The organism is Salinimicrobium aquimaris (genome assembly GCF_035607535.1).
Taxonomy (GTDB): domain Bacteria; phylum Bacteroidota; class Bacteroidia; order Flavobacteriales; family Flavobacteriaceae; genus Salinimicrobium.
In genome coordinates this window covers 73,098-94,655 of sequence record NZ_JAYDZX010000010.1, presented here as the reverse complement: position 1 = coordinate 94,655, position 21,558 = coordinate 73,098, and the positions used below count along the sequence as shown (strand labels likewise).

Genomic DNA, 21,558 nt, shown 5'->3' with positions numbered 1-21,558 from the left:
GATAATAAATTTGAATCTATATTTGCACCCGCTTACTACAAGGTAAGCCGCTTTAAGCACTGGTGCCTTAGCTCAGTTGGTAGAGCAAAGGACTGAAAATCCTTGTGTCCCTGGTTCGATTCCTGGAGGCACCACAAGCAAAGCAAGAACCCTCAAATGAAAATTTGGGGGTTTTTTTATTTTTCACTTATACATTTTGGAGGATCATGACCAAAACTTGGGGATTAGGCAAAAATTGTTGTTAATCTGAACAGGAAGAATTCGATATTTTTCACTCCTCAATATTAACCTGAGAATGTTTTGCAGGCTCTAATGATTAGCTCCACATAATCTGTTATACTCCCTTCTCAAAAAGTTATTCTTGAAAGCACTTTTTTCAATCCCTCTCCCTAAATCTATGTGAAAGGAGCTATTCGGCAGGATCAAAGTTTTTATCTTCAGAGCTGTGGGATATGGCAGAGAGCAAAATCACAACATCCAAAAACAGAATTGAAACCTTAGATGTTCTAAGGGGTTTTGCTTTAGCAGGCATCCTTTATGCTCATATGGTAATATGGTACACCGGTGCGGCGTTGCCCCCAGATGTCTACACGAAATACGACAGTACAGCCGACGGAATTGCGCTCGGAATATTTGGAGCTCTTGTCTTCGGAAAATTTTTTTCTGTTTTCTCCTTTCTGTTCGGCCTGGGTTTTTATCTGCATTTCAGGAATAAAAGGTCAAAGCCGGAATATCTCAAGATCTACATCTGGCGCCTTTTTCTGCTCTTTTTTATCGGGTTACTTCACCACATTTTATGGCGGGGAGATATCCTTACCATTTATGCCGTGTTGGGGATAATCCTGCTCTTTTTCGGAAAACTTTCTCCAAAGATTATATTGACGATTGCTCTTTTATTGATCACCAATATACCTACTCACCTCTACGATTTTTTTCAAACTGAAGTGATAAGATCCAGCGTAGCACTTCCCATGGCAGAAGAAGCAGAAAGTTATTACTCTTTGGTAAAAAACTCAGGCTTTTTTGAGGTTTTAGAGGACAACTGGAGATCGTGGCCTGCAAAAATTGAATATCAACTCCAAAGTGGAAGACTTTTTATGACCTTTGGATACTTTCTCCTGGGTTTATACGCGGGACGTACAAAACTTTTCAGCGATCCTGAAAACAACCTGAAAACATTTATAAGCTGGAATAGGGCTTCAAAAAATGTAGTTCTTATTCTGCTTTTCCTTGCTCTGCTCATGTACCTCTTCAACCTGGTCACCATCCCGGGAATAAAAGTAGTGCCCGAATTACAATGGATTGCCAGCTTTCTGTTCAGCATCTATAATGCCTGCCTTAGCATTTTCTACATTACAGGAATTACACTCTTATACAGGAAAGGATCCTTCCAGAAGATACTCCGACCACTAACAGCCCTCGGCAGAATGGCCCTGACAATTTATATAATGCAGACTCTTTTCGGACTGCTTTTGTTCTATAACTTTGGATTTGGTCTTTTTGACCAGACTTCCCCATCCATCAATGTCTTCATGGGTGTAGTCGTATTCCTAATACAGTTAAAATTTGCGCAGTGGTGGCTGAGCAGGTTTCAGCAGGGGCCCGTCGAATGGGTGTGGAAAAGCCTTACGTATTTTGATTTTTCCTCAATCAAGAAGAGCAACAAATAAAGAAGCCTTAGGCTATTCGCATCTATTACCTCGGCATCATTTCAATCTTTTCTCCATCGGTGGTCCACACCTCTCCCATCATTACAGCAGTAGCACAGGCATGGACCGGGAGTATTCCCAGCACATCACCCACCTTTAACTGTTCGAAAGTTTCCTTCGGAAGGTTTACTACTCCATGCTCCTGCGACAACTTTAACACCTTTCCCTTTGGTATTGGGCTGCTCCATTTACCTTCTTCTATTTTGACCATCAAACCGAAATGAGTATTCCCGTCTGAATCCACTAAAGAATCTTTACCCTGATGCACCCATCCACTATGTACAATCACCTGACCTTTTTCCGGATGTATTTCCACTACCGGAACAGCCAGACAAATGGCAATTTCCCCTACTGTATTGGACCCAATACTAGTCTGTACAAGATCGTAATACACGAAATTTCCGGGATGGATACTGTTTACACCTTCAAGATCTTCTACAATACTACAGGAAGGGGTATCCCCCAGAGCAAGTGCAATCCTGGAATATTCATCTTTAAAATGATCTTTTAAATTTCTAAGGTTTTGAACAACTCCTGCTGAAATTCCTTTTACCTCTTCTATAGATGATGCAGTATAAGTATGCCCGGGATGGGTATAAAAACCACAAAATTCCAAGGAGGTATTCTTTGCCTCCCCGAGGATTTTAGATACTTCTGAAAAATTTCCAGCATCAACACCCGATCGACCATCACCCGTATCCACTTCTATATAGAATTTAACTGGTGTTTTCAATTGGTCCTTTACCAGGGCAACTGTTCGAATGCTGTTCACAAAGATCTTAAGATTAACACTATTAGCGAGGGAATTAAGATCATCTATTTCCAGCACGTTTACCGGAAACGCAATGGTTATGTCCTCCCAACCGTGCTGCGCAAAATATTTAGCCATTTTTACAGAAGTGACCGTGATCGCCTTTACTCCTGCTTTTCTGAACCATTCTCCTACCTGCGCCGATTGGTGGGTCTTAAAATGAGGTATTAATTGCAGCTGCTGGATTTTTGCCTTTTCCTGCATTTTCTGAATGTTGGCCCTGCATTGTTGCTGGTCAAGTAGAAGTTTTGGTCTGGTGATGTGTAGCATATCGTGCAAAATAACTGTAAAGTATGAAGATTTTCTGCTTCTGATTAGAATAAAAAAAGGCTGCCTTTCTTAGGCAGCCTTTAAAGTTAAAGCTTATTCAGTTATTATTGTAAAGTCACCGGCACGACTACTACGCCATCATCATCGGTAATTGGCATATCAAGTCCGTTCATACCGTCAAATTCGTAGACTCCTTCAACTCCCGTATCATCATGCAACATTACCCATACTGTATCTCCTGCAGCAAGGTTTGCATCTTCATTGAAAGTTATTACAACATCGTTGTTGTCCATTTCCTCTAAATAAACTGGTTCAGAAATAATTTCAGGAACCATAGGCCCGTCACCAGCTTCATTCGAAGCATGAACTACAACCCATCCATCCATGTCAAGTTGAATGTTATCAATAGTAATAGTGTTGTCTACAAGAGCCTGATCACTAACTGTAATAGATCCACTCATGTCTGCAGTTGTTACATTATTTATTGTTATTGGAGATACAACCACATTATCACCATCCATAATTGGAAGATCTAATCCATTCTCTCCATCAAATTCGTATACTCCTTCTTCCCCGGTATCCTCGTGAAGCATAATCCAGAGGGTATCTCCGGCTTCTACATTAGCCTCATCTGTTAGCGGAACACCAACATTAGAATAAGTTCCGGCTTCGAGGTACACAGGTTCAGAAATGATTTCCGGTACCATTGGTCCGTCACCAGCTTCATTGGATGCATGAATTACCACATATCCATCTTGTTCCATGGTGATAGATTCTACATAAACTACTCCATTGACAAGATCCTGATCATTGGCAGTAAAAGAACTCACAGCCTCACCTTCCACAGAAACCATGAAGGATTCTGCCACAACATTTCCTTGTGCATCTGTTATAGGAGCATCTACGTCATTCACTGTTTCAAATTCGTATGTTCCCAATATGCCTCCGTCTGTGTGAAGCATTACCCACAGCGTTTCTCCGTCGGTTACTTCCTCTCCATCGGCAAGTTCAATAGTAACATTTTGCGTGGGTCCGGATTCTACTCTCTCGGGCACAGAAATTATTTCGGGAACCATGGGAGAACCATTATTATCCCTGTGCAGAACTACCCATCCCGGGTTGCTCATACTTACAGAGTTAATAGTTATTGTACCATTTTCCACCATTACCTCGTCATCAACCACAATACTTCCTGTAGGAGGAATTCCCGGGTCAATTACATCATCGTCATCATCACTACAAGCCACCAACCCTAAGCTAAGGATCATTGGTAGCATTAAAAGGTAAAACTTCTTTAATTTCATAATAGCTGTTTTTTTTGTTTGACCCCAAAGTACCCAGTTCAATACGGAATCCCCGTTAAGGCTTTACTAATTAGCATAATCAAAACCTTCATTAATACTAGTTTAACAATCCTTTTCCTGCCATCTTCCTCAGATTGTCAAAAACGGAAGTAAATCAAGGTTTTATCAGGATCTTCAGATGACGTTGATAATGGATAAAAGAGTTAACCTCCCGCCCTGTTCAATTCTTCCAGGCCGGATTGGCGGGTTGGCTTTTTATCTTGTCCGGGATTGAAAGTGTACCGCAGGTTTAAACTTACAGCCCTGTCGTCAAAATATTGTTCTATATATATGGTGTTGCCCAAAAAGTCTGCGTCAACTTTCATTTCTTTCCCTCTAAAAATATCGGTCGCATTTAGAGTGACACCAAGCCTATCGTTCAAAAAAGACTTTTTGATTCCGGCATCTATCCACCATTGCCTGTCTATATTATAAACTCCATGGGCTACCGGTCCTCTATAGGAAGCGTTGACCTCAAACTTTACATCCCATGGCAAATTTATTTGGTGGTTTGATTGCACCATATAGAACAGGTTGTCATTTTCTAAAGAAGAAGCGTCCATGGTAAAGTCAAATTCCTGTTGGTTTACTACAATTGTGTTGTTCACATTCCAGAAGTTTGCCAGTTCCACGGGGGCCACAACGGTTGCACCATAACTCCTAAAGTTGTCGACATTTCGCGAAGTGTAAGAGGTCAATCCGGTTTCAGGGTTGGCCGCAGGTAGTTCCAGAAAGTGATTATTAGAGCTATCATAACTCAAGATTAGACTGTACTTTTTGAAGAGGGTATGCGTCCAATTGAATGTATTGGTTATTCGCGGCTGTAGGTCGGGATTTCCTTCGGTATAAGAAAATGGGTCGAGATAAAAGATAGTAGGATTAAATGTACTGTAATCGGGCCTTTCAATCCTGCGGCTGTAGGAATAGTTCATCTGGTAATTTTCACTTACCTTTTGCTCGACCATCAGGTTTGGAAAGAGCTCAAAATAATCTCTTTTACTGCTTACGTTCATGGTGAAGGATCTACCTTCCCCAAAAGTTTGTTCAGCTCTCAGGCCCGCCTGTAGATTCCAGGATTCACTCAACCTGTTGCTATAGTTCGCATAGGCGGCGTAAATCTCTTCCTCGTATCTAAACCTGTCACTTCTTGTTGGATCAAAACGTCGCTGATCATTTTCCATAATATAATTTTTAAGATCACTATCAGAAACTACCTTACTGGCCTTTAGTCCCAGACCTAAAGTAGATGTGGCCGAAAGAGGTGTCGAAAAATCCATTTTTGCCGAGTAAATGCTGTAATCGGAAAGGCTTATATTATCTAGAAGTTCCAGTTCTTCAGATCCGTCATCTGCATATTTATAGGTGTTAGTGAAATTAAAGTTTTCCTCATTTTCCAGCCGCACATAATCCAGATCGGCAGACAAGATTGTTCCCAAACTATCCAGTTTCCCGGTATAATGCATGTTGAATTGGCCATTATAGAATTGCTCGTCCCTTTCATTAAGTGCATCTACCTTAAGATATTCTCCTTTTTGTGAATGTGATAGAGTACTAAAGGTATTCCAATTAGCGTGAAGATCTCTGTAGATAAGATTAGTCATCACTCCCAGGCTGTGATTCTTATCTAAGTCATAATCTGTTCCAACTCTTAGGGAGGGAACCAGTTCCTTATTTACATCAAGCCCGTCTTGTTCGTAAATGTTGTAATCTTCATTTCCCGGAAAGGTTCTTACCACCTGCTGCGGCCTGTACCTTCCCCTTTCAGAAATATCCAGACCGGCAAAAGAGTTCCATTTGCCTTTATTAAAGTTAAGGTTAATGCCGGAATTAAAAAGATTCTGGTGATTTACGCGATAGCCTCCATAAACACTCCCCGAAAATCCCGTTTCCGCATTTTTCGTGAGCGTAATGTTGAGAATTCCGGCAGTACCTTCGGCATCATATTTAGCTGAAGGATTATGAATCACTTCAATCTCTTCTATATTTTCTGCAGGCATACTTTCCAGTAAGGTTTGAAGTTCTTTGGCTGTAAGATAGCTCATGCGTCCATCGAGCATTACGTTTACGCCGCTTTTCCCATTGATCATGAATTCACCATTTTGATCTACCGATACCCCGGGGGCGCGGGAAAGCATTTCAAAGGCAGTTCTACCGGCAGCAACTGCCGTTCCCTGTACTTTCATTACCATTTTACCGTTCTCCACTTTTACCCGTGGTCTCCAGGTCTGGATCATTACTTCATTGAGCATTGTCAATTCCTCCCGCATGGTGACCAACCCGAAATCCTTCCGAAAATCTGAAGTGGCTATTTCAAATAATGGTGTGAATGTAGATTCAAAGCCAATGGCACTGAATCTTAGTACATATTTTCCGCTTTCAGGGGATTTCAGGTTAAAGGTCCCATCCATATCGGTTGTGGATCCTGTCACTACTGTGGAATCGGGCAGCTTCATAACCGCTACAGTGGCAAAAGGAATGGATTCATCATTTTGATCCATTAGACTTCCGCTCAATGCTCCACTCTGGGCTTGAATTGAACAGGTTATCAGTAAACTTAAAAAGGTTGTTATTAATATTTTATACGACTTCATCATTTTAAATTTTGTGGTTAGTAATTTTTGGCGCGCTAACAGGACAAATATGAGGGTGTTAAGGAGGTAATTAAACCCAAAAAAGATGAAGCAGGATATTTCCCGGATGAATCGGGATATTCTTACAATGAAAAATTTGCTGCAAAATTGACACTTTTGAATCCGGGTCCAGCAAATCATCTAAGTGGAAAAATTAGGGACTGCTAAAAACAAAAGATCCCAAAGTTACCTCTGGGATCCATGATGAAGTTGCAGAAGAATGAACAATGTTAGCCTCCCGCCCTGCTCAATTCTTCCAGTTTGTTTTGGCGGGCTTGCTTTTGCGACTTTCCATTTTTAAAGTTATACCTGAGATTGATGCTGAAGCCTCTATTGTAGAAGTACTGATTAAGCCTAAAGGTACTTCCCGGATATTCAGATTCCACATCGATCTCCATTCCTCTAAAAATATCTGTTGCTCTTAAAGTGACGTCAAGACGCTCATCCAGAAATGACTTTTTTAAGCCTGCATCTATGAACCAGCGATCACCTATGGTTGCTACCCCGTAGGCAGAAGGCCCCATGTAATTTCCATTGAGCTCCAGGTCCATCTCCCAGGGCATTTGGATCCTGTGATTGGACTGAAAAGAGTAGAACAAATTGTCATTTTCAACTACCCCTTCCTCATAGGGGATTTCGTAATTGGTTTGATTCAAGATCACAGTGTTTTCAACATTCCAGAAGGAGGCAAGTTCTAAAGGCACAACCAGGCTAGCAGAATAAGATTCCATATGATCTGTATTTGCCGTGGTCAATACAGCCTGCCCGGTTTCCATATTAGTTCTGGGATATTCGGCCGTCGCTCCTTCAGTTCTGCTGTAATTGAGCATAAGCATATATCTTCCGAAGAGGGTTTGGTTAATGCCATAAGATGAGGTGATCTCCGGTTCAAGGTCTGGATTTCCAACTATGTATGTATATGGATCAAGGTAGAACAGGAAAGGGTTTAGGGTACTGTATCTAGGCCTGTTGATCCTCTTACTGTAGGAATAGTGTATTTGATAATTTTCACTAACAGTCTGACTCAACTGTACATTTGGAAAAAGATTCAGATAATCCCTTTCATTGACTTCGTTCATTGTTGGAGAAATACCCTTACCTACAGTTTGTTCTGCTCTTAGTCCCAGTTGTAGATTCCATGTGTCGCTAAATTTGTTGCTATACGCCGCATAAGCGGCGTAGATCTCTTCTTCGTAAATAAAGCTGTTGCTTCGGCCGGTATCAAGTTCCCCCCTGGAGTTCTGCCCAAGATAGAACTTCAGGTCGCTTTCTGAGATCACTTTACTCCCTTTCACTCCTATGCTGAACTTGGACCTGTTGTTAAGCGGCAGACTTAGATCTGCCTGGGCCGCAAAAATCTCATAATCTGAAATACTTTTATTGAAAAGCTGCTCAACCTCAGATTCTCCTTCAGGAACAAAAAAATAGTTATTGGTAAAGTTGGAATTGAGATCTTTAGAAAGCTGAATGTAATCCAGGTTGGCAGAGAGCGTTGTGCCCGTTGTGTCCAGCTTTCCCTCATAATGCAAATTTATCCTGCCATTGCTATAGTCTTCGATCATCCTGTTCCTTGCCGAAATTGTTTGTAGATCTCCCGTTCCAAAATCTCCAAGTGCCGTTTCTGTATTCCAGTTCCCGGTCTCTTCATAAAAGGTATAGTTTCCAATAAAGCCAATGCTGTGATTTTCGTTAAGGCGGTAATCTGCTCCGGCCTGGAACGAAGGGATCCATTTAGTTTCAATCTGTTCTCCCTCCTGGCGGAAGTAGTCATACTCAAAATCATAAGTATAATCTCTACCGATCTCCTGTGTTCTTACAAGACCTCTTTTGGAAAGATCGGCACTAAAAAAGGTGTTCCATCTCCCTACATTATAATTAAGAGTGGTTCCCATGTTATACCAGTTCTCTTTGTTCAACTCTGCCCCGCCATATACACTGCCATTAAAGCCCAGAGCAACATTTTTTCTGAGCTCGATATTTATAATTCCGGCAGTACCTTCAGCATCATATTTGGCAGGAGGGTTGTGGATCAACTCGATGTTTTTGATATTTTCCGCAGGCATGGACTCTAACATGGCCCTCAATTGCTCTGCTGAAAGATAGGTGAAGCGACCATTGATCATGATCTTTACTCCACTTCTTCCATTCAGGCTCAGGTTTCCATTCTGGTCGGCAGAAATTCCCGGGGATTTGGAAATGATCTCAAAAGCCGAACTACCCGCGGCCATTGCAGTCCCTTCTATCTTCACGACCATCTTATCGGACTCCATTACAATTCGCGGTCGCCAGGCTTGCACCATTACTTCATTGAGCATTGTAACTTCGGCAGGAAGAACGACATTTCCGAAATTTCTCTCGTACCCGGGAGAGGAAACCTGGAAGGCATCTGTAAAAGTAGATTTGAACCCAATAGCGCTAAATTTGAGCAGGTAACGGCCCTGCTGAGGGGAATTAAGTTCAAAGCGCCCATCCATGTCTGTAGTGGTTCCAGTTACTATAGTAGAATCGGGTAACTTCATCATTGCCACAGTGGCAAATGGAATGGTCTCTTCTTTTTGATCATTAAGGCTTCCGGTAAGAAGACCCTCTTCCTGGGCATGAGCCCCAAGACTCCCAAAAAGGCTAAAAATTGCGATTGTTAATGCTTTATACAACTTCATCATATTGTGTTTTTGGTTAGACATTTTTGCTAGCTAACACCACAAATGTGCGTTCATAACCGCATTACAGAAATTGAAAAAAGCTGAAGCGGGATATTTTAAAGGTGAAATGGAATATAGACTAAATGAAATGGAAACAGGTTTTCCTCTAAATGCGGAATTTTGGTGAAAGCCGGGTAGAAGAAGTACGAGAATCCCACCCGATCAGAATCTAAAGAAGCCGACCTATGAAGAAGAACAGGGAAAATGTTTTAATTTTTTACTTTTATGCCAAAGTCGATCGCATCAAAAAAAGCAAGGCCACAAAAAGATCCCGCTCCCAGGTACAAGTAATTCTTGAAAAGCTGGGAATAGCAGCAATTACCACTATTATATTATATACTCTGGTGGTATACCTCAACTTTGGAACTATTAAACTTCCCCAGGGGGAGATGCTCATCGAGATTCCGCTGGTCTTTTTTTTCCTGTTCTTTCTTTTCATTTCTCATGAAAAGATCTCCCGGCTTTTTGCTTCTCCGAAATTCGAAAGAACTGGTGCTCCAAAAAAGGCCATTCTGGAGGTATTTATTGTAATTGTTGTAACGATATTTTTAACCTTTTTGCTGAATTTCCTTCCACTCCTGTTCGTCCTTGGTGAGGAAATTTTCGTTCCCGTACGGGTAAGAACGGCAGTTATGGTGAGCGTGGTGGTTTCCCTTTTCTTTTATTATTTCGTAGAACGGGAACGGACAAAAAAAGAACTTCAGCAGGAAATGCTGAATTCTGCAAGACTTCAAAAAGAGAATTTTGAAGCCCAGTTAGAAGGGCTGAAAAGCCAGATAAATCCCCATTTCCTGTTTAACAGTCTCAATGTTCTGGGTTCTCTCATTCAGCAGGACAAGAAAAAGGCGTTAACCTTCAAGAACAAGCTGGCCGATCTTTACAGGTCCTTATTAAAACATGGTGAACAGCAGCTCATCCCACTGGACCAAGAACTCGAAACTGCCAGGTCGTATATTTATCTGCTCAAAACGCGTTTTGGAAACTCTATTGTTTTCGAGGAGGAAATATCACCTCAACCTCCGGGACTTCTGGTTCCCCCGGGAGCTCTGCAAATGCTGTTGGAAAATGCGATCAAGCACAATGGTTCTACCAAAAAGAAGCCTCTGTTTGTGAAGATCTTTACCGAAGAAAACTATCTCGTGGTGCAAAACAACCTGCAGCCCAGAAAGGAGCACATCTATTCTACAAAGACCGGACTAAAGAATATAAGTAGCAGGTATCGTTACTTAAGCAGCGAAGAGGTGAAAATCGACAAGACCAAAGAAAAATTCATAGTTAAATTGCCATTATTGAAGACTCATGAAAGTAGTAATCATTGAAGACGAAGCCTTTGCAGCCGATGCCCTGGAAAAGATAGTGCTTGATCTCAGGCCAGAAACGCAGGTCATGGACCGACTGGAATCTATTGAAGAGGCGGTAGAATATTTCAATCTGCATTCACAGCCAGATCTTATCTTTTGCGACATACATCTTTCTGATGGAAGCAGTTTCGAGATCTTTAAACAAATCGAGATCAAGACTCCCGTCATCTTCACTACCGCATACAATGAATATGCTATTGAAGCCATTAAAGTAAACAGCATAGACTACCTCCTAAAGCCTTTGAAGAAAGAGGAAATCGCCAAGGCTATAAAGAAGTATGAGGAACTTCAAAAGGATGAGATCTCCCTGGGTGTAGAAAACCTGCGCAATCTACTCCAGACTTCCTCCAAAGAAGAGGAAGTGAAATCGCGCTTTATGGTAAAATCTGGTCAAACCATAAAAACAATTCCCAGCAATGAAGTCGCCTATTTTTTAGCCGAAGAAGGTGTGGTCTTGTTGTACACCTTTGAGGGAAAGAGATATGTTGTCAACTATACCCTGGATCAATTAGATGATCAACTGGAGGCAAAGAAATTTTTCAGGGTAAACCGGCAGTTGATCACAAATATAAAAGCAGTGAGCGAAGTAAGCCCTTATTTTAAGGGCAGACTGCACCTCACCTTAGATCCACCTTTGGTGGCGGAACAAATAATTAGCAGCAGTAAAGCTTCGGCTTTTAAACAATGGCTGGATCTTTAAAAATGGTTAAACACTCCTAATGGAAGCAGTAGAGACAAAACTAAAAAACCCTAAAGGAGAAATCTGGAAGAACAGGATCCTGGTGTCTTTTCTTATCACTATTGCGTCAGAAGCCTTGTTTGTATATGTAAAATACGGAGAGCTTTTGAGGAGTTATGACTTTACGTTAGGTCTGGAGCTGTTTTTTACTTTTTTCTACTTTCTCTCCCTCTTTTGGATCTACCCTAAAATTTCCCGTGTCTTTCATTCCCCACTCTTCGGTAACTTAAAATCCTTGTATGTAAATCTTATTGAAGGAACGGTGGTAGTCGTGGGGACTACTTTATTGACCATTGTAATGAAGTTACTTCCACTATGGATCATTATCATCATGATAAATGCCCGCACCGAAAAGGTCAACCTGGCTTTTGACTGGAATTCTGTACGGCAGAATATCATATTACACGCCATCCTCGCTCTTTTCATCTATTATTTTGTTGAGCGGGAAAGAATAAAAAAGAATTTGGTAGCACAACATCTCAATAATGCCAGAATTCAGGAAGAATATATGGAATGGCAGCTTCGAACGCTTAAGAATCAGGTAAATCCAAAATTCCTGTTTAAAAGCCTTGATGCTCTTGATGACCTAATGTACCAAGATGAAGAAAGATCAGTAGAACTGGTGAGCCGTTTATCCACCCTCTACAGAATGCTGCTGGACCATAAGGAACAGCTCGTGCCACTGCAAACCGAACTCGACCTGGTAAAGGCTTATGACGAACTGCTACAGGTGAGGCCGGGAAAAGAAATTTCTTTCGAATATGACATTGTAGAGTCCTACGGGAATTATCAGCTTCCCCCAGGTTCATTATACAAACTGACAGAATGTTTTGTCGACTCCGCCAAAGGTGGAACCCAAGTACCTCCTAAGATCAAAATATCGACTGGTTCGGATTTTATAAACATTTCCGGCCCTGCCCCTTATCCTGAAAAAGTCTCCTTGCTTGTAAATCACCTTACAGAAACTTACCGGGTGTTTACAGAAAGAAAAATTAAAGTTGAACAAAGGGAGAATGGACTGCTCGTGCAACTCCCTTTGCTTCCCGTAAGCAAATAATTCTATTCATCCTTATCCCGGGTAAGGAAAAGTACTACTCCTGCCAGGGCAGCTGCAGTGACGGCCGATTTCAACACGAACTTTTTCCGGTTGTATTTCCACTCAGAATTTAGTCCGTGCTCGGCAAAGAGATTGGGAACATGTCCCTTTTTGAGGTCCTCCAGGATTCCTTCTATTTCTCCTACTCTATCTGCCATCACCAGTGGGAGCCATCGCCCATAGCTCGATTCACTATACTTGAAGGCGAACCTGCGCAAGGCACCGCTCAAACCTTTTGGCGGCAGGGTGTTCCCAAAAACCGCCGGAATATTCGGCCGCTCTACCGAACGAAGTACCTCAACATTTACCGGCTGCTGTTCAGGGCGCTCCCAGCTGTAGCCTTTGATCTCTTCATCTGTGCGTTTTTTCATTGGATAAGTAGGATCGTTCTCCGGGTCACGGTCTACTCCCCATCCTTTTATATGGTTATGGTCACCTCCTCTTTCATTCCTGAAATCCTCGGGTTTGGTTTGATCTCCGATCATAATCTTCTTTCTTTAATTTTATAATTCATTTAAGCCGTTGGCGGAATAAGAACTGTTTTTATACAATTGTCCAGTTTCTTGCTGAAGATGTGATATCCCTCAGCCACCTCTTCCAGCGGGATCCTATGTGTGATCATTTCCTTCGGCTTGATGTTACCCGACTTTACATGCTCTATCATCTTGGGCAGCAATCTCTTTACTGAACATTGACCTGCCCTGATCGTAATACCTTTATTCACCACGTTTCCTATCGGCACCAGGGCATCAATAGGTCCGTAGACTCCCACTATGGAAACTATTCCGCCTTTTTTAACCGAATTTATTGCCCAGTGCAATGCAGTAGTTGAACCACCCTGCATAAGTAATTTTCTTCCCAGCATGGTGTTCATGGTGTCTCCCGCTGCCTCGGCCCCAACCGCGTCTATACACACATCGGCTCCAAGGGAATCGGTGATCTTCTTGATAAAGACAACCGGATCTTCAAGAGCTGTAAAGTTGTAGACTTCACATTGAGCAAAGTTCTTGACGAATTCCAGGCGGTAATCCAGCTTGTCGATCACAATTACTCTGCCCGCCCCAAAGAGCCAGGCGCTTTTTGCAGCCATTATTCCTATTGGTCCGGCTCCAAACACAACTACCGTGTCTCCCTCCTGTATTCCACCCATTTCGGCAGCCTGGTAGCCGGTTGGTACTACATCTGTAAGCAAGACGGCATCATCGGGATCCATCCAGTCGGGGATTACCGTTGGTCCAACATTGGCGTAGGGAACCCTCACATATTCGGCCTGCCCGCCGTGGTAGCCTCCCGTAGTATGGGAGTATCCAAAAATACCTCCTGCGGCCGTGGATTGTGGATTGGCCTCGTGGCACATGCCATACATTTCCTGCTTGCAAAAAGCACATTTTCCGCAGGCAATATTAAATGGCACCATGACCTTATCTCCTACTTTTACTTCGGTCACCTGTGATCCTACATCCACAATTTCTCCTATGAACTCATGGCCAAAGGTGGAACCAACCCTGGTATCGGGCACCAGGCCATGGTACAGGTGAAGGTCCGATCCGCAAATACAGGATCTTATAACCTTTACAATAGCATCTTCGGGATGTTCAATTTCCGGGAAAGGACGGTCACGGTCTGCACGGATCCTGAAAGGACCGCGGTAATTCATTGCTAACATACTGGTAAGTTTTTCTTTTTAAATAGCGTGTGCAGCTTGGGAAATAGTCATATTTACCTGATTTGCTGCTGATTAAAGTTAGATAAAGCAGCACTTTGACCAAAGTATTTAACTTTACTTTATGCAGCCGCAACAAACTTTAGGATGCTGCTAACATTAGGGGCCCTTCCTCTTTTGACAGAAATCCTTAATTTCTCCGGAAAACAGCAAAAAATGAATATTCTTCAAATAAGTGCTCCAAAATCGGGCAGCTTCTGGCTCAATACGATCTTAAAAAAGACACTTCAGCAGAAGGGCCGAAAGATCAGCTATTTTATAAGGCAACGACCGGAATACAAAAACCTGAAAGAACAAAAGCTAAGCTTTAAAGCCCAGGCCGGCACCGATATGATGGACATTGAGGAGGAAGGGGTGTTCTACAGAGTGAGTTCCCTGCTGAAAGAACCGGTGCCCGACCTTCGGGAGTATTCTAAAAATGCTACTCTGGCCTGGACCCATTCCACCTGGTGCACCAGAACAGCCGAAGTTTTTGCCCTTTTTGACAAGAAGGTATGTATAGTTCGCGACCCGCGGGACGTGGCGCTTTCGGCAGCAAAATTTGCCTTTACTCCTTATATGAAGGAACACTATCCCCTGGCCTATAGCTCGGTAGAGGAATTTCTGACAGGGGAATATGAGCGGCTTCTTGACCAATGGGTTTGGTTCTACGGAAATTACCTGTTACATTCGGCCGACCTGGATCTGCATTTTGTCTTCTATGAAAATCTACTGGAATCCTTTCCAAAGGAATATAGGTCACTTCTACAATACCTGGACCTGGAAATGCCGGAAGAGGAACAAAAGCAAATAGAAGAACAAGTAAGCTTCTCCAGCATGAAGGAGGAAAGTCCGCGGCACTTAAATAAAGGCAAAAGCAGGAAATGGGTAGATCAACTTTCAATAGATCAAATTGAAAAAGCTTCAATTAAAGCAGGGGCTTTATTGCGAATTTTTGGTTACCCGCTCACCCCGGGAGAAGGAAACAAGCTTCCTGCAATTCCCGGAGATATTCCGAAGCAGGAGCTACAACAAATTCTCGAGAAGATCAATTGGCAACAGCTTTACTGAAAACGATTCTTTAAACTTTTCATAATTCTGAAGCCAATGCAGATCCAAAAAGGTAGTTTCTAAGGGCATTTTTGTAAATTATAATTCTAAAGTCTTTATCATGGAAATGAACGACAGAACCGAGAACAAGAAATCTACACCTGTAGAGAACAAGAAGACCGATAAAAAATATCACGTCAACCAGTCCACCGAGGAAAAAACCGGCGGCAACCTTGGCTTGATCGCAATAATTGTGATCATTGCCATTGTAGTGTTTGGCTTGCTGTTCTTTTCGGACATCTTTGCGTAACAGCCTCTAAAAATGTCATTTTTGAGAGCTTTTATTTTTTAATCCTCCTTTGTTTCTGAGGCACTTCTTATCTTAGGGCTCCAAAAATAAATTTATGTCCAAAACATATTACGACCCCGCCGATCTCAAGAAGTTTGGAAACATCTCGGAATGGGATGAGGAGTTGGGAACCAAATTCTTTGAATATTACAACAAGGTGTTTGAAGAAGGTGCCTTGACCGCCCGCGAAAAATCTCTTATTGCCCTGGCTGTTTCCCATGTGGTACAATGCCCTTACTGTATTGATGCCTATACGAAAGATGGCCTGGAACGGGGAATAGAAAAAGAAGAAATGATGGAAGCCGTGCATGTTGGTGCAGCCATAAAAGGCGGCGCCACCCTGGTACACGGAGTCCAGATGATGAACAAGTATAATAAGTTGGCAATGTAAGCAGATCCAAGGAAGGACGGAGTCCTGACGTAGGAGTCGCTTATCCCGAATTGAAAATGAGGGATCTCAGATCCAGGGAAGCCAGAACAGCTGACGTAGGAGTCGCTTATCCCGAATTGAAAATGAGGGATCTCAGATCCAAGGAAGGACGGAGTCCTGACGTAGGAGTCGCTTATCCCGAATTGAAAATGAGGGATCTCAGATCCAGGGAAGCCGGAACAGCTGACGTAGAAGTCGCTCATCCTGCTGCAAAGCTGGATCTACCATCGTAAAGCCGATGCACGCAACTGCTCAGAAAGACCTATAGACCGATAGGCTCCACAGCCTACACAACCCATTAAGTATAATCCATGCCCACAAAATCCCTACAAGCCAGAAAAAATACGCTCTCCGACCCTCAGGAACAGCTAAAGTTCCTTAGCAACGGAATCTTTGGAGAGGGAGAACTACCGCTGTTTCGGGAAAAGGTGGCGCAGACTGCAGAGCATCCTCTAAAGCCTAAAAAGCTGGAGATCCTGCAGCTCAACCTGGGCTACATGTGCAACCAGGTGTGTGCACATTGCCACGTGGATGCGGGACCTGATCGTAAGGAGATCATGACCCGTGAGACCATGGAATTTTGCCTGCAGGTTATAAAAGATTCGGGTGCACACACCCTGGATCTCACGGGAGGAGCTCCCGAAATGAACCCGAATTTTCGCTGGTTCGTCGAAGAAGCAGCTAAAGCAGGGATCAGGGATTTTATTGTGAGATCGAATCTTACGATCATTGTTGCCAACAAGAAATACCATGACCTGCCACAGTTCTTCAAAAAACACAACATTCATGTGGTCTCTTCCCTGCCCTTTTACAAAAGGGAGAAGACCGACAGGCAGCGCGGCAGCGGAGTATTTGACAAGTCCATTGAAGCGCTCAAGATGCTCAATGCTGCAGGTTATGGCCGCGAAGGCACAGGTTTAAAACTGGACCTGGTATACAATCCTGCAGGAGCATTTTTACCCACAAACCAGCAGGCGCTGGAGCAGGATTTTAAAAAGGCATTAAAAGCAGATTTCGATATTGAGTTTAATGAACTCTTTTGCATTACGAACCTGCCCATTAGCCGCTTCTTGGAATACCTCATTGCTTCCGAAAATTACGAAGATTACATGACCGCCCTGGTGGATGCATATAATCCCGCTGCCGTGGAAAATGTGATGTGTAAAAATACGCTCTCGGTAGGCTGGGACGGCTGGCTGTATGACTGTGACTTTAACCAGATGCTGGGAATGAAAGTAAACTCGCAGGTGCAGCATTTAAGAGATTTTCAACCTCAACTGCTTCAGGACAGAGAGATCTGTATCTCCCAACACTGCTACGGCTGTACTGCCGGGGCGGGCAGCAGTTGCCAGGGCAGCGTAACCTGAAAAAAAGGATGAAAAATAACATTTTTGACAGGGAATTGCTGCTCATCTTTACCCGGAATCCGGAGTTGGGAAAGGTAAAAAGAAGGTTGGCCGCAAGTATCGGGGATGAGGCCGCGTTGAAGGTCTACGAAATGCTACTTCAGCATACTTTGGAAGTAACACAGGATCTCTCGGTAAAGAAATGGGTTTTTTATTCGGAAGAAATTCCGAAGAAAGATATATGGAGTAAAGAAAATTTCAACAAGAAACTTCAGCAGGGCCGTGACCTTGGAGAGCGAATGCAGCAGGCTTTTTCAGAAGCATTCAGCGAGGGATTTCAGAAGGTGGTGATCATTGGAAGCGATTTGTACGACCTGCAGGAAGAGGATCTGAAAATGGCATTTTTGGCACTCGATGATCATAATTATGTGCTGGGACCGGCGCAGGATGGAGGCTATTATTTGCTGGGAATGACCAAACCTACTCCGCAGCTGTTTCGCAATAAAACCTGGAGTAGCGCCAGTGTTTTCCAACAGACGCGGCAGGACCTGAAGCAGGAAAAGCTAAAAATATTGCCGGTGCGCAACGATATTGATACTTTTGAAGATATGCGGTCATATATGGATTTAATGGAACTAATTGAAAAAGACGGGGAAATATGAAGAAGATAATTTTATTGATGGCAACGACCTTTATAGCTGTGACTTTTGGCTGTAAAGAAGAGAAGGACCAGATGAACGGCAACACGGTGATGACCGAGGCGGAAGAAGTGCCGGTACAGACCCGGAGTTATGATCCCGTTAAAGCTGACACCATTGAGGTAAACAGCGTTTCCATGACAACAGCCCAATGGAAACAGAAACTGGGACCCAAAGAATACCACATTTTGAGAGAGGCAGGGACGGAACCTGCTTTTCAGAATGAATACTACGACAACAAAAAGGAGGGAATTTACTTCTGCGGTGGCTGCGGATTGCCGCTGTATAGTTCCAATACAAAATTTGACTCAGGCACCGGCTGGCCCAGCTTTTATGCGCCTATAGATCCCAAACTGGTCAAAAGAAAAATGGATCGACGCTACGGCATGGAACGGGTCGAAGTACTTTGTGCCCAATGCGATTCCCACCTGGGCCATATCTTTCCGTATGAAGGTGTGCCCACTGAAGAAAGGCACTGCTTGAATTCCCTGGCGCTCGATTTTAAACAAATGGATATTTAAAAAAGTAAATTAATGCTGAAGTCATTACAAGATACTACAGAATTTCTACAGGCAAGAGGTTTTGAAGACCCCGAAATTGGAATAATTCTGGGCACCGGCCTTGGACAATTAATAGATGAAATAGAAGTTATTTCAGAAGTAAGTTATAATCACATTCCGGGCTTTCCAACGGCAACTGTGGAATTCCATAAGGGAAAACTCATTTTTGGAAAACTGGACGACAAAAAGGTTGTGGTGATGCAGGGGCGTTTCCACATTTATGAAGGCTACTCCCTTTGGGATGTGACTTTCCCGGTGCGGGTCATGAAACGCCTGGGGATAAAGAAACTGCTCATTTCCAACGCTGCCGGCTCCCTTAATCCTGAATTCAAAAAAGGAGAGATCATGCTTATCGATGACCACATCAATTTGCAGGGAGGCTCACCATTAGCCTTTAGAGGTGTTGAGCAGTTGGGCACGCGATTTACAGATATGAGTGCCCCCTATGATCAACAGAGCGGCCGAATTATGCAGGAGATCGCAAAGGAACATGGGTTCCCGCTGCACAAAGGAGTTTATGCGGCAGTGGTGGGACCACAACTGGAAACCCGGGCCGAATATCGCTTTTTACGCACTATAGGTGCAGATGCAGTAGGCATGAGTACAGTGCCCGAAGTGATTGTTGCCAACCATTTACAAATTCCTATAGCAGCAGTCTCGGTACTTACAGATGAAGGTGATCCAGATAACCTGCAGCCGGTGAACATTCAGGAGATCATAGAAACCGCAGGTAAAGCCGAACCGCAAATGATCATTCTGTTCCGGGAGTTGATCAAACGCATAGAACTTAAGCCTGCCGAATAATGCCTTCTCCCGAACATGTGGTGATCATTGGCAACGGCGTGGCAGGAATCACAGCCGCAAGACACATCCGCCGCATTTCAGACAAAAGGATCACTGTGATCTCTGCGGAAAGTGACTACTTTTTTTCCCGCACTGCCCTTATGTATGTTTATATGGGCCACATGAAATGGGAACACCTGAAGCCTTATGAAGATTGGTTTTGGAAGGAGAACCGAATTGAGCTGAAGAAGGCTTATGTGAAGAAAATAGAAACCTCTTCAAAAATGCTTTTTTTGGAAGGTGAGGAAACGCTGAATTATGATCAGCTTATTCTTGCTACAGGATCTGCCCCCAGGTTTTTAGGATTGGAAGGGGAAGATCTGCAGGGAGTTCAGGGACTGGTTTCAAAACAAGACCTGGAGTTGCTGGAGGAGAATACGGCTCACTCTAAGGCTGCGGTAATCGTTGGTGGCGGACTCATAGGCGTGGAGCTGGCCGAAATGCTGCACACCCGCAATATTCCGGTGACCATGCTCATCAGGGAAAAAGCATTTTGGCAGAATGTTCTCCCTCTCGAGGATGCCCAATTCATTTCACGCCATATTGAAAGTCACGGAATTGTCCTAAAGCACGAAACTGAACTGAAAAAGATCAATGGGAGAAACGGCAGCGTGAACTCAATCCTTACCAATACAGGAGAAGAGATTGGATGTGATCTTCTGGGAATAGCTGTAGGGGTAAAACCGAATATTGGCTTTTTAGAAGATTCAGATATAGAGATCGACCGCGGAATTTTAGTGGATGAGTATCTGCGTACTAACGTGCCTAACGTATATGCCATTGGCGATTGCGCCCAGCACCGGGAACCTTTGAAAGGGCGCAAGGACATTGAGGCCATTTGGTACACTGCCCGCATGATGGGAGAGACCGTGGCACAGACCATTTGTGGAAATGCATTCAGATACCAACCCGGCCACTGGTTCAACAGCGCGAAATTTTTTGAGATAGAATATCAAACGTATGGAGTGGTGAGTGCCAATCCCGGTGAGCAGGAGCAGCAATTGCATTGGGAGCATCCCGATGGCACAAAGGCCGTAACAGTGGCCTATGATCCCGGGAGCTTTAAATTTTTGGGAATAAACAGCTTTGGCATCAGGATGAGACACGAAGTTCTGGACCGTTGGCTTACAGAAGAAAGGGATCTCGAATATGTTTTGAAACACCTGCGAAATGCCAATTTTGACCCTGAATTCTACGCCCATCACGAGAAAGAGATTTTTAGTAGTTTTAACGAGCGGTCGGGGTACGACTCAAGCAGTTAGACCTCAGAGGTTTTTAAAACCTCTGAGGTCTGCAAAAAAGGTAGATCATGCAATATCAACCCTTACTTCCAGATCAATATTTTCACATTTATAACAGGGGAAATAACGGGGAAAATATATTTATTGAGGAAAGGAATTATCAATACTTCCTTCTTCTAATCAGTAAGCATCTTCTTCCCGTTTGTAATGTCTTGGCTTATTGCATGTTGAAAAATCATTTTCATCTTGTGGTTAAAACAAAGGAAAAACAAACTGAAAAAAATATATCTAATGCTTTTTCTAATCTGTTTAACGCCTACGCTAAGGCAATAAACAAAGCTCATAACAGAACAGGCAGTCTTTTTGAAAATCGCTTCAAGAGAATAATTATAACTGATGAAGATTACTTGAAAAACCTGATTATCTATCTTCATCTAAATCCGGAAAACCATAAAATGACCGATGATTTCAAAAATTATTCTTATTCTTCTTACCCGAATTATATCAACAAAAAACCTGATTTTTTAGAAAAGGAAATTGTCCTTACTTTGTTCCAATCTTTAGAAAATTTCGTAGCTGTCCACCAGAGCAAAAGAAGAATAGGTTTAGGATTAGATTCCACAATTGAAGATTGTTAACCCATAAAGACCTCACAGGTCTTTAAGACCTGTGAGGTCT

At 43.0% G+C, this 21,558-nt stretch carries 20 protein-coding genes and 1 tRNA gene; 15 read left to right on the top strand and 6 right to left on the bottom strand.

What is annotated here, in order from left to right; genetic code table 11:
• The first annotated feature begins 61 nt into the window (after positions 1–61).
• Both VR862_RS10365 and VR862_RS10360 read left to right on the top strand, forming a co-directional pair.
• A tRNA-Phe gene (locus VR862_RS10365) sits at positions 62–134 on the top strand.
• Positions 135–452: 318 nt separating this feature from the next.
• Positions 453–1,670: a DUF418 domain-containing protein gene (locus VR862_RS10360; RefSeq protein WP_324720897.1), complete on the top strand. Its 1,218-nt coding sequence runs from the start codon at positions 453–455 to the stop codon at positions 1,668–1,670.
• Positions 1,671–1,695: 25 nt separating this feature from the next.
• Here the strand turns inward: VR862_RS10360 and VR862_RS10355 are convergent, their stop codons facing one another.
• The 4 genes from VR862_RS10355 to VR862_RS10340 all read right to left on the bottom strand — a co-directional run bounded on the left by VR862_RS10355 (position 1,696) and on the right by VR862_RS10340 (position 9,447).
• Complete coding sequence (locus VR862_RS10355; protein ID WP_324720896.1) at positions 1,696–2,790, bottom strand: alanine racemase; 1,095 nt, start codon at positions 2,788–2,790, stop codon at positions 1,696–1,698.
• A 104-nt stretch (positions 2,791–2,894) separates the two neighbouring features.
• On the bottom strand, positions 2,895–4,094 hold the full coding sequence (locus VR862_RS10350; RefSeq protein ID WP_324720895.1) for a DUF7282 domain-containing protein: 1,200 nt from the start codon (positions 4,092–4,094) through the stop codon (positions 2,895–2,897).
• Positions 4,095–4,297: 203 nt separating this feature from the next.
• Positions 4,298–6,727: a TonB-dependent receptor gene (locus VR862_RS10345; RefSeq protein WP_324720894.1), complete on the bottom strand. Its 2,430-nt coding sequence runs from the start codon at positions 6,725–6,727 to the stop codon at positions 4,298–4,300.
• Positions 6,728–6,993: 266 nt separating this feature from the next.
• On the bottom strand, positions 6,994–9,447 hold the full coding sequence (locus VR862_RS10340; protein WP_324720893.1) for a TonB-dependent receptor: 2,454 nt from the start codon (positions 9,445–9,447) through the stop codon (positions 6,994–6,996).
• A gap of 203 nt (positions 9,448–9,650) precedes the next feature.
• On the opposite strand from VR862_RS10340, the gene VR862_RS10335 reads away from it, so the two are divergent.
• From VR862_RS10335 to VR862_RS10325, 3 genes are read left to right on the top strand one after another with little or no spacing between them, the layout of a single operon-like run.
• Entirely contained in the window at positions 9,651–10,784 is a 1,134-nt protein-coding gene (locus VR862_RS10335) for a sensor histidine kinase (RefSeq protein WP_324720892.1), read from the top strand.
• A complete protein-coding gene (locus tag VR862_RS10330) occupies positions 10,765–11,526 on the top strand; it encodes a LytR/AlgR family response regulator transcription factor (protein WP_324720891.1) in 762 nt (253 codons plus the stop codon). The genes VR862_RS10335 and VR862_RS10330 overlap by 20 nt, the downstream gene beginning before the upstream one ends.
• A gap of 19 nt (positions 11,527–11,545) precedes the next feature.
• On the top strand, positions 11,546–12,622 hold the full coding sequence (locus VR862_RS10325; protein ID WP_324720890.1) for a histidine kinase: 1,077 nt from the start codon (positions 11,546–11,548) through the stop codon (positions 12,620–12,622).
• Positions 12,623–12,624: 2 nt separating this feature from the next.
• On the opposite strand, the gene VR862_RS10320 is transcribed toward VR862_RS10325, so the two are convergent.
• Positions 12,625–13,146 (bottom strand): hypothetical protein, encoded by a 522-nt coding sequence (locus VR862_RS10320; protein ID WP_324720889.1) that lies wholly within the window; start codon positions 13,144–13,146, stop codon positions 12,625–12,627.
• 29 nt (positions 13,147–13,175) lie between these two features.
• Positions 13,176–14,327, bottom strand: coding sequence for a zinc-dependent alcohol dehydrogenase (locus VR862_RS10315; RefSeq protein WP_324720888.1), 1,152 nt, complete (start codon positions 14,325–14,327; stop codon positions 13,176–13,178).
• A 213-nt stretch (positions 14,328–14,540) separates the two neighbouring features.
• On the opposite strand from VR862_RS10315, the gene VR862_RS10310 reads away from it, so the two are divergent.
• The 10 genes from VR862_RS10310 to VR862_RS10265 all read left to right on the top strand — a co-directional run bounded on the left by VR862_RS10310 (position 14,541) and on the right by VR862_RS10265 (position 21,518).
• Positions 14,541–15,434 (top strand): sulfotransferase domain-containing protein, encoded by an 894-nt coding sequence (locus VR862_RS10310; protein WP_324720887.1) that lies wholly within the window; start codon positions 14,541–14,543, stop codon positions 15,432–15,434.
• A gap of 100 nt (positions 15,435–15,534) precedes the next feature.
• On the top strand, positions 15,535–15,723 hold the full coding sequence (locus VR862_RS10305) for a hypothetical protein (RefSeq protein WP_324720886.1): 189 nt from the start codon (positions 15,535–15,537) through the stop codon (positions 15,721–15,723).
• Between the two features lie 94 nt (positions 15,724–15,817).
• Positions 15,818–16,153, top strand: a complete 336-nt coding sequence (locus VR862_RS10300) for an arsenosugar biosynthesis-associated peroxidase-like protein (protein ID WP_324720885.1) — start codon at positions 15,818–15,820, stop codon at positions 16,151–16,153.
• Positions 16,154–16,209: 56 nt separating this feature from the next.
• Positions 16,210–16,425 (top strand): hypothetical protein, encoded by a 216-nt coding sequence (locus tag VR862_RS10295; RefSeq protein WP_324720884.1) that lies wholly within the window; start codon positions 16,210–16,212, stop codon positions 16,423–16,425.
• Between the two features lie 78 nt (positions 16,426–16,503).
• Positions 16,504–17,559 carry an arsenosugar biosynthesis radical SAM (seleno)protein ArsS gene (arsS, locus tag VR862_RS10290; protein ID WP_324720883.1) on the top strand — a complete coding sequence of 352 codons (1,056 nt, stop codon included), beginning with the start codon at positions 16,504–16,506 and terminating at the stop codon, positions 17,557–17,559.
• 8 nt (positions 17,560–17,567) lie between these two features.
• Positions 17,568–18,200 carry a TIGR04282 family arsenosugar biosynthesis glycosyltransferase gene (locus VR862_RS10285; protein WP_324720882.1) on the top strand — a complete coding sequence of 211 codons (633 nt, stop codon included), beginning with the start codon at positions 17,568–17,570 and terminating at the stop codon, positions 18,198–18,200.
• Complete coding sequence (msrB, locus tag VR862_RS10280) at positions 18,197–18,757, top strand: peptide-methionine (R)-S-oxide reductase MsrB (RefSeq protein WP_324720881.1); 561 nt, start codon at positions 18,197–18,199, stop codon at positions 18,755–18,757. Before VR862_RS10285 ends, msrB begins: the two co-directional genes overlap by 4 nt.
• A gap of 12 nt (positions 18,758–18,769) precedes the next feature.
• Positions 18,770–19,600, top strand: coding sequence for a purine-nucleoside phosphorylase (locus tag VR862_RS10275; RefSeq protein ID WP_324720880.1), 831 nt, complete (start codon positions 18,770–18,772; stop codon positions 19,598–19,600).
• On the top strand, positions 19,600–20,901 hold the full coding sequence (locus VR862_RS10270) for an NAD(P)/FAD-dependent oxidoreductase (RefSeq protein WP_324720879.1): 1,302 nt from the start codon (positions 19,600–19,602) through the stop codon (positions 20,899–20,901). The genes VR862_RS10275 and VR862_RS10270 overlap by 1 nt, the downstream gene beginning before the upstream one ends.
• A gap of 47 nt (positions 20,902–20,948) precedes the next feature.
• On the top strand, positions 20,949–21,518 hold the full coding sequence (locus tag VR862_RS10265) for a transposase (protein ID WP_324720878.1): 570 nt from the start codon (positions 20,949–20,951) through the stop codon (positions 21,516–21,518).
• Positions 21,519–21,558 lie beyond the last annotated feature (40 nt).